13 protein-coding genes and 7 tRNA genes are annotated in these 14,805 nt (G+C 42.4%); 18 read left to right on the top strand and 2 right to left on the bottom strand.

Going from position 1 to position 14,805, the window contains the following annotated elements:
- The first annotated feature begins 95 nt into the window (after positions 1-95).
- From ABIN22_RS23015 to ABIN22_RS23055, 9 genes are all read left to right on the top strand, one after another.
- A tRNA-Asp gene (locus ABIN22_RS23015) sits at positions 96-169 on the top strand.
- Positions 170-253: 84 nt separating this feature from the next.
- A tRNA-Val gene (locus ABIN22_RS23020) sits at positions 254-326 on the top strand.
- A gap of 10 nt (positions 327-336) precedes the next feature.
- A tRNA-Tyr gene (locus tag ABIN22_RS23025) sits at positions 337-418 on the top strand.
- Positions 419-477: 59 nt separating this feature from the next.
- Positions 478-550, top strand: a tRNA-Thr gene (locus ABIN22_RS23030).
- 32 nt (positions 551-582) lie between these two features.
- Positions 583-656: transfer RNA gene (locus tag ABIN22_RS23035), tRNA-Met, on the top strand.
- 21 nt (positions 657-677) lie between these two features.
- Positions 678-750 (top strand) — tRNA-Phe (locus ABIN22_RS23040).
- A gap of 35 nt (positions 751-785) precedes the next feature.
- A tRNA-Lys gene (locus ABIN22_RS23045) sits at positions 786-858 on the top strand.
- A gap of 505 nt (positions 859-1,363) precedes the next feature.
- The gene (locus ABIN22_RS23050) at positions 1,364-2,788 is read left to right on the top strand and encodes an aminotransferase class I/II-fold pyridoxal phosphate-dependent enzyme (RefSeq protein ID WP_346911561.1); all 1,425 of its coding nucleotides are present in this window, start codon (positions 1,364-1,366) and stop codon (positions 2,786-2,788) included.
- Positions 2,781-3,365, top strand: coding sequence for a nucleoside/nucleotide kinase family protein (locus ABIN22_RS23055; protein WP_346911544.1), 585 nt, complete (start codon positions 2,781-2,783; stop codon positions 3,363-3,365). Before ABIN22_RS23050 ends, ABIN22_RS23055 begins: the two co-directional genes overlap by 8 nt.
- Before the next feature lie 297 nt (positions 3,366-3,662).
- Here ABIN22_RS23055 and ABIN22_RS23060 read toward each other — a convergent pair whose 3' ends face one another.
- Together ABIN22_RS23060 and ABIN22_RS23065 are read right to left on the bottom strand one after the other, a co-directional pair.
- Positions 3,663-4,124 carry an ImmA/IrrE family metallo-endopeptidase gene (locus ABIN22_RS23060; RefSeq protein WP_109733894.1) on the bottom strand — a complete coding sequence of 154 codons (462 nt, stop codon included), beginning with the start codon at positions 4,122-4,124 and terminating at the stop codon, positions 3,663-3,665.
- A gap of 55 nt (positions 4,125-4,179) precedes the next feature.
- Positions 4,180-4,668 (bottom strand): helix-turn-helix domain-containing protein, encoded by a 489-nt coding sequence (locus ABIN22_RS23065; protein WP_346911546.1) that lies wholly within the window; start codon positions 4,666-4,668, stop codon positions 4,180-4,182.
- Between the two features lie 168 nt (positions 4,669-4,836).
- Between ABIN22_RS23065 and ABIN22_RS23070 the strand changes: the two genes are divergently transcribed.
- The 9 genes from ABIN22_RS23070 to ABIN22_RS23110 form a co-directional block, all read left to right on the top strand.
- Entirely contained in the window at positions 4,837-5,067 is a 231-nt protein-coding gene (locus ABIN22_RS23070) for a helix-turn-helix domain-containing protein (RefSeq protein WP_243099447.1), read from the top strand.
- Positions 5,068-5,164: 97 nt separating this feature from the next.
- The gene (locus ABIN22_RS23075; RefSeq protein ID WP_118622006.1) at positions 5,165-5,452 is read left to right on the top strand and encodes a ribosomal-processing cysteine protease Prp; all 288 of its coding nucleotides are present in this window, start codon (positions 5,165-5,167) and stop codon (positions 5,450-5,452) included.
- Between the two features lie 6 nt (positions 5,453-5,458).
- The gene (locus tag ABIN22_RS23080) at positions 5,459-5,872 is read left to right on the top strand and encodes a hypothetical protein (RefSeq protein WP_346911549.1); all 414 of its coding nucleotides are present in this window, start codon (positions 5,459-5,461) and stop codon (positions 5,870-5,872) included.
- A 138-nt stretch (positions 5,873-6,010) separates the two neighbouring features.
- Entirely contained in the window at positions 6,011-6,544 is a 534-nt protein-coding gene (locus ABIN22_RS23085; RefSeq protein WP_118622014.1) for a phage major tail protein, TP901-1 family, read from the top strand.
- Between the two features lie 223 nt (positions 6,545-6,767).
- Complete coding sequence (locus ABIN22_RS23090) at positions 6,768-7,124, top strand: tail assembly chaperone (RefSeq protein WP_346911551.1); 357 nt, start codon at positions 6,768-6,770, stop codon at positions 7,122-7,124.
- A gap of 134 nt (positions 7,125-7,258) precedes the next feature.
- Positions 7,259-7,495, top strand: coding sequence for a hypothetical protein (locus ABIN22_RS23095; RefSeq protein WP_346911553.1), 237 nt, complete (start codon positions 7,259-7,261; stop codon positions 7,493-7,495).
- Positions 7,482-10,742 (top strand): tape measure protein, encoded by a 3,261-nt coding sequence (locus ABIN22_RS23100; RefSeq protein ID WP_346911555.1) that lies wholly within the window; start codon positions 7,482-7,484, stop codon positions 10,740-10,742. The genes ABIN22_RS23095 and ABIN22_RS23100 overlap by 14 nt, the downstream gene beginning before the upstream one ends.
- Entirely contained in the window at positions 10,729-12,279 is a 1,551-nt protein-coding gene (locus ABIN22_RS23105; RefSeq protein WP_346911557.1) for a distal tail protein Dit, read from the top strand. Before ABIN22_RS23100 ends, ABIN22_RS23105 begins: the two co-directional genes overlap by 14 nt.
- The coding region (locus tag ABIN22_RS23110) for a phage tail spike protein (RefSeq protein ID WP_346911559.1) at positions 12,279-14,805 on the top strand (2,527 nt) is incomplete at its 3' end. The genes ABIN22_RS23105 and ABIN22_RS23110, both read left to right, overlap by 1 nt.

Raw genomic sequence — 14,805 nt, forward strand, 5'->3', positions numbered from 1 at the left:
TGTTACTAATAGGTCGAGGGCATAACCAAACAGGGTGATAGGAAGTGGATGGAAAGATTCTTTGTATGTGGTTTTGAAGGTATATATCTTCATAAGGCCCAGTGGCTCAGTTGGTTAGAGCGCCGCCCTGTCACGGCGGAGGTCGAGAGTTCGAGTCTCTTCTGGGTCGTTGCAGTATCACAGAGTAAGATTTAATCAAGCTTCGTGGAATTGCATTATCATACTAATTAAATAGTGTGAAACAAAATGATGTGGGATCTTAGCTCAGCTGGGAGAGCATCTGCCTTACAAGCAGAGGGTCATAGGTTCGAGCCCTATAGGTCCCACTTACAAAATGGATGGATTCCCGAGTGGCCAAAGGGGGCAGACTGTAAATCTGTTGGCAACGCCTTCGAAGGTTCGAATCCTTCTCCATCCACTTAAAGGATTTTCCTTTAAAGCCAATTAGCCGAAATGGTTTGGCACAATAGTTATAATGCCGATGTGGCTCAATTGGCAGAGCAGCTGATTTGTAATCAGCAGGTTATCGGTTCGAGTCCGATCATCGGCTTTATCTCAACCGAGATAATTAAAATTTAATAACGCGGGGTGGAGCAGTCTGGAAGCTCGTCGGGCTCATAACCCGAAGGTCGTAGGTTCAAATCCTGCCCCCGCAACTCAGACTTTTTAAGTCTAATGCCCAGATAGCTCAGTTGGTAGAGCAGAGGACTGAAAATCCTCGTGTCGCTGGTTCGATTCCGGCTCTGGGCATTTTCTTTGCCAAAAGAAAGATAGTCTATAATTAGGGGCGTGTAGCTCAGGTGGTAGAGCACTTGACTTTTAATCAAGTTGTCCGGGGTTCGAATCCCCGCACGCTCATCTGGAAAAAGTACCGTAAACTCTGTATTTACTAGGGTTTGCGGTACTTTTTTTATGTCACAATCAAGGCTTGATTCCATCAACTTCTATATTTTTTATACCAAGAAAATTGTTGAGATGCAGAGTTATGGTTTTGTCATATTTCAGTCCCGGTGTAAGAATGAGTATTTCTCCAATCTCCCCTTTTATTACCCGGCAGTTTTTCTTTTTGGTTCTCTCGGCAGTCTTTGAGTCAGCAAACCTTGCTGACAGCTCGGGCACGCCTGTTCAGGATCTGCCAGTATAGGCTTCAATGATTATGGTTTCTATAGATCTTTTTTCCATATAATTTTTTAGAGTTTCTTCGTAAATAACTTTCATAGAAATCCTCCTTTGCCACGGTTTGCTTATTGATACTGCAATACAACTATAATATCGAATAAAATATTGAGATATACTTGTTATTTATGTTACCATAGAAGGAGTCCTGATGAAACAGGTTTTATTTTAAAAGGGAGTTGTAATGATGGAATACTTATATGATAAGTTAATAAAATATAGAAATTCAGACTATTATGCTTTTCATATGCCCGGTCATAAGAGGAATGGGGATCTGACAGGATGTGATCTGCCTTATGGTCTTGATATTACGGAGATTGACGGCTTTGACGATCTTCACCATGCAGATGGGATTTTGCTGCAGGCTCAAAAGCGGGCGGCATCTGTTTATCATGCGGATGAAACTTTTTATTTGATTAATGGCAGTACTTCGGGAATACTAAGTGCTGTTATGGGATGTACTGCAAAAGGGGATAAGATACTGTGTTCCAGAAATTGCCACCGGTCGGTTTATCATGCCATATATATGAATGAATTGAAGCCGGTATATATTTATCCTGAGTTTTACAGCGATATTGAACTGAATGGGCACATTAATCCGGCAGAGGTTACGAGGACTCTGGAACAGCACAATGACATCAGGGCGGTTGTGATTACGTCTCCCACATATGACGGTGTTGTCTCAGATGTGGGGGCGATTGCAGAGGCCGTGCATAGGAAAGGAATTCCACTGATTGTAGATGAAGCTCACGGCGCTCATTTCGGCATGCATCCATATTTCCCCCAAAATTCTAATATACTGGGGGCGGATGTTGTGATACACAGTCTGCACAAGACGCTCCCATCGCTTACTCAGACGGCTTTGATACATCTCAATGGCAGCTTTGTGGACAGGAGGGAAATTAAACGCTATCTGCATATGCTTCAGACAAGTAGCCCGTCCTATGTACTTATGGCGGGGATGGATGAATGTATTAGAATGCTGGATAATGGCAGCACCAGATGTTTTCAGACCTATGTGGAATTACTGGAAAAGGTGAGAGCAAGGCTGAGCAGGATGAAAAATTTAAAACTGATTGAGACGGACAGTTTCGACAGGTCGAAAATCGTGATTTCTGTGAAAGGTACAGACATTACGAGCAGAGGGCTGTATGAGGTATTATTGAACCAATATCATTTGCAGATGGAAATGACTGCCGGTTCCTATGTGCTTGCGATGACTTCTGTCGGAGATACTGCGGAAGGCATGGAGAGACTTGTGGAGGCGCTGGAAGAGATAGATGCACGGATCGCATCCGAAAGAAGTAGTGTAAAGAAAAAGCAGCAGATACATTTTTCGCTTCCCCGGCTGAAACAGGTGTATACAAGTGCAGAGACGGGGATGATAATGAAAAACAAGGTGTCCGCATCGGAATATAAGTCATGGGAGTCATCTGAGGGTTTTGTTTCTGCCGAGTATGCATATATCTATCCTCCAGGTATTCCACTGATTGTGCCCGGGGAAGAGATTACGGCGGAGGCAGTCTCACAGCTTAGTGCATATGAAAAGATGGGGTTTTCGGTTGAGGGACCCGAAAAAGAAGGAAAAATAGAGGTATTGGGAAATGAGTAAGATTTGCTATATCATGGGAAAAAGTTCATCCGGCAAGGATACCATTTTTAAAAGATTAAAGGAAAGGCGCCCTGAGTTCCGGACGATTACATTGTATACCACGCGGCCAATCCGTGAGGGCGAAACGGATGGGGTAGAATATCATTTTACAGATGAATCCGGGCTGAAGGCGCTGGAGGATAAGGGCTGTGTCATTGAAGTCCGGGCATATAATACCAAGTGCGGAATCTGGAAATATTTTACGGCGGACGACGGGCAGATTGACCTGGAGAAAGAAGATTATATTGTAATAGGGACATTACAGTCTTTTGAGGCGATGAGCCGCTATTTTGGGCGGGATAAACTGTTGCCGGTCTATGTAGAAGTGGAAGACGGGCTGAGGCTGAAAAGGGCGCTTGACAGGGAAATGCAGCAGAATGAACCGAAGTATGCGGAGATGTGCCGCAGGTTTTTAGCCGACCAGGAAGATTTTTCGGAGGAGCATATTAAGGCGGCTGGGATAGAGAGGCGGTTTTCTAACGAGGATATTGAGGAATGTTTGAATGAAATTGAGGATTACCTTAATGAAAACTTGTAAAGGCAGGAATACGGCGGGAAGAAGAAAAAGAAGCAGATTACTCTGCTTCTCCTTCCGCTACTATATCTTCGAGAACACGAATCAAATCATGAATTGTCTTTAACTGGACATTTTTCTCGAGGATACAGTTTTTCAAATTGATTGGTAAAGATTCAAATTTGTCCCTTAATTCGGGAGCCACGTAAGATGCCATAAAATCACCTCGGTATAGAATGTCCCGAACTGACAGAAAGTATGTATGGCAGAAAAATTATCAGAGAAAACACCACATTTTGTTCGATAATACTCAGAGTTCCTTTAAACGATTCGGCCTATCCCAAAATGTGGGATGAACATGATCCAGTAGTTATCCACCGTGGTTATCATTCCGTATTTATCGCGGTAGCAATCAATACATTCCCGTAGATATTCTTCTGTTACATCCAGATACTGGGCTGTGTCATGCCAGTTTCTGTATCCGTGTTCGAATGCGCTGATCAGCCCCTTTAAACCAATCAGCCTGTTATAGCCATCCAGTCTTGCCTGCCGTTCCTGTTTGCGGTTCCAGGCGTCTGACATATCCATAATGTCTCCCACGGTCGTATGATAGTGACCAAGTTCTTCAGCAAGTGTGCAGGCTTTTTCAGCGTCTGTGTCAATATCCTTACGGATTGCAATCTTTTTTCCTTTTATACGTCCGTTGCTGGATATGAGGGGCTTTTCTTTTACAGTTAAACCGTTTTCACAGGCCTCGTCTAAAAGTGTTTCGTAGTTGTTCATTAGTCAACACCTCCAAATTAAATATAACATATAGCCTGTCCTTTAAACGGGACTTTTAAAAATTTTCATCATCCATGATATTATCATCATGCTTTATCATATCTTTCGTTACTTCGATATCAGTCCTTGTATGGGCTGCCCTGACTTCTAATTCATAGTTATCATTATACAGCGGGTTGCATGTCATCTCCCGGGCTGTATCGAGTAGTCTTATCTTCCCCTTCGAATTCATTTTTTCCATCTCGGTTATAACCAGATCTTCATAGCTGCCCTCTGGAATGGGATTCGTCTTTTCTACTGTAGGGAAAACAGATATTCCATGAAAGAACTGCTGACCGTCATCTTTCCAACCCATGAGATAGGCAGGGGTTGTGTTTAATGCAGCGGCTATAATTGATAATGATTCAGCGGGGATCTTATCAATATCCCCTTTTTCATAACGGAAAATTGTAGAGCGGGACACGCCTAGCTTCTCTGCAAGGACGTCCGCCGTCAGTCCCATTTCTTTTCTTCTTTGTTTGATTCTCTCGCCTGTATCGGACATTGTGTATACACCTCCTGAATATAATATAGCATGTAAGATGCAAAAACGCAACATATTAATCGCGTAAATGCTATTTTACTATTGACTTATTTGCCTGAGTAAGGTAGTATAATGACATGAGTTGCATAAACGCTACTAAAAATACTGACAACAAGGGAGAGTGATAGATTGCCGGATTTGGTTGTAAATGTGGTAAAGCTGAAGGCTAAAATTGTGGAGAGAGGTACAACTCTGGAGGCGGTTGCAGATTCAGCAGGGATGAACAGGAGTACACTTTACAGAAAGCTGAAGGATAATGGGAATAAACTGACGATAGGTGAGATACATAAAATTGTACAGGCAGTTCCCTTGAGCAGAGAAGAGGCGGTGGAAATTTTTTTTGATCACGTTGTTGCATAAATGCTACTTATATCAGTAGAATGCAATGTGGACACTGGAGATAACTGAAGGCGGATAGTATATGTACAGCTTTAGGGGGAAATAAGAGGAGGCAGTTTTGATTAAAGTAACGGTCATGAAGGACAGGATTACGGTAAAGGGGCATGCAGGTTATGCACAGGCAGGGAAAGACATTGTATGTGCCGGTGTATCTGCATTGACGCAGACATTCATCAAATCTATTGAGGACCTGACAGTAGACAGTATTCAGTACGAAATATCGCCCGGCAGGGTTGATATAAAATACGGGAATCTATCAGAGAAAGCGATAATTATGAAAGATTCCTTTATCATCGGCATCTCTTTGATTGCTGATGAATATCCGGATTTTGTCCGGGTTGTGTAACCTGTTGTGACCGAAATGTCGTTAAACTACAATACATGCAATGGTCTGGACGTTGGATGGACTGGGGCAGAAAGAAAAGAGGATGTAACCATGTGGTATAAAAATCATGAGGAGTGTTGGAAAATTCCAAGGACAAACTTACAGTTATTTGCCGAAAGAAACGGCGGATCTCATAGACGGGACGGCGGAGTGGAGGCAGAAACTGGAATGGATGAAAAGGAGAGGTCAAAGGCATTTGATAATTTTCTAAGACAGAGAGAAAATCAGGCAGAGTTTGACCGAAGGGTACAGAAGGCAACACAGACGGCGGTTAACCATGCGAGAAAGAAGTGGGAGGCACTGGCGGAGAAAGAGGATACAGAGTATCAGGCCGACAGGCAGCAGAGGGTTGGGAAAATATGCATAACTCTCGAATATTAGGATGTTAGATGTCAGAAGAACTATCAGGTAACATTAAGATTGAACAATTCCGGCATAACTATGTTGGAGAACAGGACAATTGCACTGCACTTTGCAGATGCAGGGAAAATTTAAAGTATGAAATATAAGGAGAAAATTATGAAGAAAATGGGATTACAGTTATTTGCAGAAGCTATTCAGGGAAAGAAAATTGTTTATTTGTACAGAATTAAAAAAGATGCAGCGACAACTGACGGAACACTTATTGCGTTTACAACGGAAAATGGCAGGACAAAGAGTAAAGATGCCGATTCAATTGCAACGAAGGACGGTTCAATCAGAACACCGGGTACAGCAGAAGTCGAAATTACAGCAACAAGCATTCTGTCAAAAGGGGATGTGATGATTGAAAAACTGGAAGATGCTATGGATTCAGATGAGATTATAGAAATCTGGGAGGCAAATCTCGCAGAGCCTGCGGAGTCAGGGGATAACAAATTCAAGGGGATGTATTTCCAGGGATACCTGACAGAATTTGAAAAGACTTCTTCTGCTGAGGATTTTACGGAATGCTCGCTTACATTCGGTATTAATGGAAGTGGAAAACGTGGAAGTGTGACCGTTTCTGTTGAACAGCAGGAAATTGCAGACTATGTATTTGCGGATACCCAGAAAACAGGATCAGGAGTCTAGGATGAAGGTATAACCACTCTCTTTTATTCTTATAGAATAGTTCAACTATAGGATGAAAAATACTGACCGGCAGGACGCTTACTGCGGCATAAGTTACGGATGCCGCGGTGCGTCTTCTGCAGACGGGAACTTTGCAGGAGATAAGATATTTTAACGTGATTAAGAAAATAATTACTCAGCAGAAAAGACAAATGGCTGATATATGAAAATGGAGGATATATATATGATTTTAAATATTAAAGATAAAGAGTTTGAGGTTCATTTTGGAATTAAGTTTATCCGTGAATTGGATAAGGCGAATTATTTCATGAAGGAAGGGGCTAAGTTTGGGGCAGGGTTAGAGCTTAAGGTTCCGATGCTGTTTACATACGATACAGTTGCCCTGTCAGAGGTGCTCTATACAGGAACCTGTACACAGAAGGCAAGGCCGACTGTAAATGAAGTAGATGAGTATGTTGAGAGTTGCGAGAACATCGAAGCACTGTTTGACGAGGTGATCAGTGAACTAAAAAAGGGAAATGCTACCAGGTTAAAGATGACGCAGATGGAGAAAGAGCTGTCGAAGCAAGGACAGAAGTAGACCAGTCATCTGAAGAAACATATGAGGATATTGTTATAAACTGTCTCCGCTTTCTTGATCTGAATGACATAGAAGTGATTGACCGCATGACCCTTTATGAATATGGAATCAGAATGAAAGCATTCCGTCTGCAAATGGCAGACCATGAATACTGGATTCATCTTCAGGCGTGGGTTAATCGGGAGGTAAAAGCAGAAAGAAGAAAGGGCAGAGGAAAATCAGAGCCAGTGTATAAAAAGTTTGACAGCTTTTTCGATTATGAAAAAAGGGTCAAAGAGGCCAGTGGGAAACCAGCCCTTAACAGACCTGTATCAAGTAAAGCCGGAAGGTACATAGAATATCTGGAAAGGAGGAAGAATGGTAAGTTATAGTGTAAAGTCAGTATTAGGTATCAATGATAAAGAGTACTCAGAAATTATGAAGAGTACTACGGAAAGCCTCAAAATATTAAAGAGCGAAGCAGCATCAGTAAAAAATACGATTATGAAAATTTCTACCGGAATTGGCGTATTTAAGGCAATGGATGCGGGCGCGAACCTTCTTAAAAAATCAATACCTTCCGCATTTAACCAACAGGATGCAATAGATCAGTTCTATAGGAATATAACCGCAATTACAGGCAGTACAGATGCGGCAGGAAGTGCATTGAACAGTTTAAAGGGAATTACAAAAGGGACCGCTTATGGTTTAGATACAGCGGCAAAAGCAACACAGAATTTTATTTCCCGCGGTATGGAAGTTGGCGCAGCCGCAAAGTCTGTAGGGGCATGGTCAGATGCAGTGGCATATTACGGAAAAGGTACAAGCGGCCAGCTCTCAGAGGTGACGGATGCGATAGGAAATATGCGCGCAAAAGGTACTGTGGAGATGGACCAGTTAAACAGGCTTTTTAATGTTGGCATTGATGCTGTCGGTATGTATGCAAAGGCAGTAGGAAGGGATTCGGCATCTGTACGGGAAGACCTGTCAAGTGGAAGGATCGGTGCGGAAGAATTTCTTAATACTGTTGAATCTGCAATGATGGAGGGAACTAACGGTGTCCAGAAGGTTGCAGGTGCGGCAAAAGAGGCAGGAACAAGCTGGAATGGTACATTTGACAGCATGAAGGAAGCAGTAACCAGAGGAACACAGGGAATCATTAATTCAATTGACAATATGTTAGAAAAAAATGGATTTCCAACGATGAAGGAGTCTATCAAAATATTTGGAGATACGGTTGAGAGTGTACTTGGCAGGGTTTCTGAAATTATTGGGGGGTTTGACCTTTCATCATTAGCGGAACGGGCTAAACCATATTTTGATATATTGAAAAATGCATTTATTGAACTAAAGGATCTGTTCGGTTCGGCATTTAGTGCTATCGGGGATTCGATCAGTAAATTAACAGCACCTCTAAATGATACAAAAAATATATTGACATTCTGGGATGCAGTAAACGCAGGAAAAGATGTGCTTAAAACTTTTGCAAAGTTTTTGGAGGAACATGCCGATGCTGTAGCAAAAGTAATTGTAAATATCCCGAAACTTCTTGTTGCATATAAAGGGTTTAAGATACTTACGGCACTCATTACATTAGTAGGAGGATTTACGGGAGCTATAGCGAAATTTGCAAAACTGGGATTGAGTAAGATTGCACCTAAGCTTTTCAAAGTTGCAAAAGGACAGGAGGAAGTCGGAAAATCGAGTCAGAAAAGTTCTGATAAAATAAGTTCTTCAGCCAAATCTTTTATGATGATTGGGGCCGGAGTTGCACTAATAGCCGGAGGATTCTTGTTATTAGCGGAGGCGTCAATCAGGCTTTCAAATTCCGGAGGTACGGCAATAGGCATCATGGCAGTTATGGCAGGAACAGTAATAGCTCTTGTTTTTGGAATGATGTCGCTTCTTAAAAATGTTAAGACAACGCCTGCAAGGCTCAATGCAGTATCCGATGCATTTCTTAAAATGGGTGCGGGGATCGCGCTTGTTGCAGGGTCATTGGCTGTACTTGCTCTTGCACTTGTGCCATTGGCATCGCTCGGGTCAACAGCTGTACCGCCATTGCTTGCATTTGGAGTTGTTGTTGGCGGACTGGGAATTATATTAGGTACGATGGGGCAGAAACTGCAGCAGAGTGCACTTGGCATTGCTGTGTTTGCAGCGGCCATTTCTGTTATGGCACTTGCGATGGTGCCACTTGCGCAAACAGGGCAGGAAGGTGCCGTAGCAATGGGCGTATTCGGAATTGTTATCGGGGGGCTGGCTGTGATATTCGGAACATTAGGCAGCGCGCTTAACGCGGCTATACCGGGTATGATTGCAATAGGGGTCATAATACTTGCCGTCGGGGCAGCTATGGCTCTTGCCGGTGATACGATTGGTCTGCTCCCGCCAATTATACAGCAGCTGGGGGACACATTTTCACAGCTGGCAGTTGCAATTGCAGTCGCTGTAAGTATTATAGCAGCAACTGTGGGAGATACTTTATGTAATATCATGACTACGGCCGGAGAGATCATAACCGGGGTGATTGATTCGATTAGTGATGGTTTTACCAGTATAATCGATAGTATATCGGGAGTAATCGAAGCAATAAGCGGTGGATTTTCAGAGGTACTGGATTCTATTGCAGGGGTGATAGAAAGTGTCGGAAACTCAGCCAGAAATGCTGGAGAAGGTTTTAAAGCGGTTGCTGTCGGAATCGGGCTGATAGCGGAGTTATCCCTGATTGATATAGCTAAGTCACTTGGAGCTGTAGCTTTAGGTTTGGGAGAGATAGCTACAAAAGGAGCAGGGCTTCAGGAAGCAGCAATCGGGCTGAGTGGGATTATAACAAATCTGACAGCGGCAGCGATTGTCATGACAGCTTTCAGTATGGGAGTCAGTACGATGTCATTGGCAGCAGAAATACTGCGTACAGCAGTATATAGTATACAGGACACTCTTTCCAACTTCGTTTTAACACCGCCGGACATAACACTTGTAATCGCATCATTTATGATGCTTACCACAGTGGCAAAAAGCATGGTATTAGAATTAACAGCAGCCGGTATGCTGGGAGGAGAAGGTCTGGCAAGAGGAATTGAAACCGGGTGCATCAGGGCGAAAACGGCTTCAATGGCCGGTGCAGCCGCCATTGTAAGTGCAATGGGTTCCGTTCCCGGACAAATGTATAGCTTGGGTTACTATATCGGAATCGGTCTGGCAAATGGTATGGAGTCAACGTTGGCGTATGTCAGAATGGTAGCAGCACAGCTTGCAGCCGCAGCAGAAGAAGCGGTAATTGCAAAAGCTAAAATCGGAAGTCCTTCCCGTACATTTAAGGAATTGGGAGCATATATAGGTGAAGGGTTTGCAATAGGAATTAAATCAATGTTCCAAAGAATTTATCAAGTCGGCGAAGACATGGTCTTTATTCCGAGTGTTGCTTCCGGGCCGGATATAATGGGAAATTACAGTTCTGGCATGTCTCAAAGCAGTTTAAAGAATGATTATACTTATAATCCGGCAATTTATGTTAATGCGGAGGTCACAAGCGTTATGGACGGAAAAGAAGTAGGATATGGGAGTGCAAGGTATGTACAGGAAAAAAATGAAAGTGATGCCAAGATAAGAAGATATATCAATGGCATTAGGTAGGGAGGAACACATGTATAAATTTGTAGATACAATTAACCATGCCAATAATAAAGAAGAGCTTCCTGCTGAAGCAATGAGTATAAATGGAACATATATCGAAAATGAAATCCAGGGATATAGGACCTTATATGTTACAGGGCGCGAACTTCTGGAATCTGAAATACAAGACCGTCAGATTGGTAATTCAGACGGTACTGAGTTCCAGTATAAGAGGAATATCCCGCGGGTTATTACTGTTGCGTTTGCGCTTAAGTCAGATACCCCGGAAGAATTCCGGGAGAAGTTTAATAAACTCAATCAGATTCTCAATCAGGAGGAGGCCAGGCTTGTCTTTTATGACGAGCCTGACAAATACTTTGTTGGTACGAAGAGTACAGTTGACGAAGTATCGGAGGGGCAGCTGAGTGTAACAGGGAAATTTGATATATACTGTGCGGATCCGTATAAACATTCTGTGGTGGAGAAGACATTTCCGGCAGCGGTGAATCAGGACGGGGTGCTGGAGGCTGTGATTGTGAATAATGGGACACGGGCGGTGCCGGTCAGCTATACAATTGAACATAAGCATGAAAATGGTTATATAGGGATTGTGAGTCAACATGGGGTGATACAGCTTGGTTATGCGGACGAAGTGGATGGGGAAATAAAACACAAATCAGAAATGTTGATTAATCATAAAACACCACAGGAAATGTCAGTTATGACAAATAATCAGGGTATTCTGACAGAAAAAATTCCTATGAATGGTTCCTTTAAAATCGGCCCGGTAGGAAACAATTACTGGTTGGCACTGGATAATGTGGGAATGGGGAGTGGCTGGCATGGGGCGGCTAAAACACAGGTATTGCCAGTTGATTCAAAAGGTGAGTCGGGGGCAAATAACTTCTGTGCTCAGGCAAAAGTTTGGTTTGAGACGGGAAATTCAAAGCAAATAGGATTACTGGAATTTGTAATTGGAGATACAAATGGAAGGCATCTGGCATCTATACATATTTGGAAAGGTTATACAAATAGTAATACAGCAGCAGCAGCGTTCCAGATTGCAGGTGTTCAGAAGAAAAAGGTAGATTTTGTACCAGATAATACATCAAAATTAACAAGTAGTAATGGACAAATATACATAAAAAAGAACAAGGATTTATTTGAATTTTATTTTAACGGACAAAGTTATTCATTTCGCGTTCCGGAACTAACCAATGTACAAGCAAAGTCTGTAACTATTTTTTTGGGGCAGATTGGTAATCAGGGGAGTTCAAACCTTGTTTCCAAGATGTATTTTTCAAATTTTTGGATTAGAAAAGAAGGAGTAAGCTATTGGCATGATATACCCAATAGATACAATGAGGGCAGCATAGTTTTTGTAGACGGTAATACGGGAACAGTGTATGTAGATGGGATAATCAGTATGGGTGACGAGATAATCGGGAGTAGGTACTTTTGTGTACCTCCTGGAAAAACAACAATAAAGTATTACTATTCAGATTTTAGTACACCGGCACCTATAATAACCGCAAAAATAAGGGAGGCGTATATTTAGTGGAGAGGATAAGAATTGCAGTATTGGATGCATATGATAAGGTCTGTATTTTTTTAGATAATGAAGTGGATGCAGGGCTGCATTATTATGAAGATGAACTTCACACGTATCTTAATGGATCTGCAGCCACCTATACATTCAAGACTTGTGCCAAAGCCAAAGGTTCAGATTATTTAACAGAAGGAAACAAATTGGCATTTCGATATGGCCTGAAAGATTATTATTTTAATATTGTACACATAGTTCGGGACGAAAATGAAATTGAAGTAGAGGCATATTCATTGAACTTTGAACTTTTGAATGAACAAAAGGGGGCATATAAAGCTTCGAAAGCTATGACATTTGCCGAGTACTTTAACTTATTTAATAGTGAGGGTACCATACTTCTTGGTATAAATGAAGTTTCTGACAAATCAATGCTTTGTGAGTGGACAGAGACGGAAACAATACTTGCACGAATGAATAATATTGCCCGCATATTTGAGGCAGAAATAGAATTTGTACCGAAACTTAATGCAGATTACTCTTTATCTAAAATAGTTATGAACGTTTATCATGAGCATTCAAATAAAGAGCAGGGGATGGGGAAGGATAGGACAGATATTGTTTTACGGTATGGTAAAAATGTGATTGGTATTACTAAAACAAGTGATATAACTAAACTTTATACGGCGATTCGACCTTATGGAAAGGATAGATTGACAGTAATAGCGTTGGATAAGATTGAGTATGACAATGAAGGTAATATTGAATATATTAGTCCACATGGTAATGGTAATATCTACGCAGTTCAGGCAAGGGACCGATTTCCGTCTAATCTCATGGCCAATGAAAATGAAAGGTATATTGCTGAAATTTGGGAATATGATACAGACAATGTAAATACACTGTATGCCCAAGGTCTGGCAGAATTAAAAAAGAACTGCGTCCCTCAGGTAAGTTACGAGGTGGAAGGGTACTTTGATACGGATATCGGAGACACGGTAACAATTGTTGATGAGGAGTATAATCCGGAGTTATATTTACAGGCAAGAGTTACCGAGCAGTCTCGTAGTTTTACAGATCCAGGGCAGAATAAAACTACGTTCAGTAATTATAAAGAGCTGCAGTCGGAGATAGACCCGGTGCTGCTTAAGAAGATGAATGAGCTGTTCGAGGCAAATAAGGTATACACTTGTTCAATCACTACAGACAATGGAATTATTTTCAAAAATAATGAAGGAACAACCACCTTAACAGCGTTTGTCATGGATGGCGGCAAGGATGTAACGGGAAATCTGAATATCCGCTGGCTGAAAAATGCGGAGGAGATATCTTCTGGAAAGTCAATCATTGTTAAAGCCGCTGATGTTTCCGGCAAGGAAGTATACAGATATGAAGTGACTGATGGGGCCGGTATGGTACGTGGTTCTTTTGAGGTTACTGTCACAAATATTTATGACGGTGAAAAAGGGGATAAGGGAGATAAAGGCGAACAGGGAGAAAAAGGAGAACAGGGGGATCAGGGTATTCCAGGTCCTTCTGGAGACCCCGGTAAGTCTTCTTATTTTCATATCAAATATAGTTCTGTGGAAAATCCGTCAGCATCCCAGATGACAGAAACTCCGGATAAGTATATTGGGACATATGTCGATTTTCAGGAGGCTGATTCAGACAATCCAAAGGATTATAAATGGCAGAGGCTCGAAGGGGCACAGGGACCCGAGGGCGCCCGTGGGATACCGGGTGAAAATGGTGAAGATGGGAATACCTCTTTTTTACATATCAAATATTCAAATGACGGCGGGAAAACATTTACGGATAACAGCGGAGAAACACCGGGAGGATGGCTAGGTATTTATGTAGACTTCTACCAGCCTGACTCTGACAAACCGGGAGATTATAGATGGAAAAAAATTGAAGGAGAGATCGGTGTAAAAGGAGATACGGGCGATCCGGGTAAAGGAATCAAAGAGAGGAACGCATATTATCTCGTCTCTTCAAAGGACAGCGGGATTACAACGTCAACCGCAGGATGGCAGAAGACGATTCCGACAATCACAGAGACAAACCGGTTTTTATGGATATATGAAGAATATATCTACACAGATGATACGAAGGATAACACGACACCAAGAGTTACCGGAGTATATGGTGAAAAGGGTGACAATGGAGACAAGGGCGATAAAGGCGATCAGGGACAGCGCGGACTTCAGGGACTTCAGGGTGCTAAAGGAGACCAGGGAATTCAGGGGCCAAAGGGTGCAGACGGTAAGAGCAGTTATACACATATAGCATATGCCAACAGTGCGGATGGAAAGACTGATTTTTCCGTGTCGGACAGTAACCGTACTTATATTGGGATGTATGTTGACAATGTGGAGACAGACAGCACAAACCCTGAAGCCTATTCGTGGAGTAAGATTAAAGGTGCAGATGGAGCTCAGGGGACACCCGGAAAGGCCGGTGCAGATGGGAAGACGCCTTATCTTCATATAGCATATGCCAACAGTGCGGATGGTAAGACAGGATTTTCTGTGTCGGACA

It is taken from the genome of Faecalicatena orotica, assembly GCF_905197545.1.
Lineage (GTDB): Bacteria > Bacillota > Clostridia > Lachnospirales > Lachnospiraceae > Faecalicatena_A > Faecalicatena_A orotica.

Excerpts from the sequence above, each read along its gene's own strand:
- ABIN22_RS23050 (WP_346911561.1), top strand. The coding sequence starts at position 1,364 with ATGGAATACTTATATGATAAGTTAATAAAATATAGAAATTCAGACTAT.
- ABIN22_RS23055 (WP_346911544.1), top strand. The coding sequence starts at position 2,781 with ATGAGTAAGATTTGCTATATCATGGGAAAAAGTTCATCCGGCAAGGAT.
- ABIN22_RS23060 (WP_109733894.1), bottom strand. The coding sequence starts at position 4,124 with ATGAACAACTACGAAACACTTTTAGACGAGGCCTGTGAAAACGGTTTA.
- ABIN22_RS23065 (WP_346911546.1), bottom strand. The coding sequence starts at position 4,668 with ATGTCCGATACAGGCGAGAGAATCAAACAAAGAAGAAAAGAAATGGGA.
- ABIN22_RS23085 (WP_118622014.1), top strand. The coding sequence starts at position 6,011 with ATGAAGAAAATGGGATTACAGTTATTTGCAGAAGCTATTCAGGGAAAG.
- ABIN22_RS23090 (WP_346911551.1), top strand. The coding sequence starts at position 6,768 with ATGATTTTAAATATTAAAGATAAAGAGTTTGAGGTTCATTTTGGAATT.
- ABIN22_RS23095 (WP_346911553.1), top strand. The coding sequence starts at position 7,259 with ATGGCAGACCATGAATACTGGATTCATCTTCAGGCGTGGGTTAATCGG.
- ABIN22_RS23100 (WP_346911555.1), top strand. The coding sequence starts at position 7,482 with ATGGTAAGTTATAGTGTAAAGTCAGTATTAGGTATCAATGATAAAGAG.
- ABIN22_RS23105 (WP_346911557.1), top strand. The coding sequence starts at position 10,729 with ATGGCATTAGGTAGGGAGGAACACATGTATAAATTTGTAGATACAATT.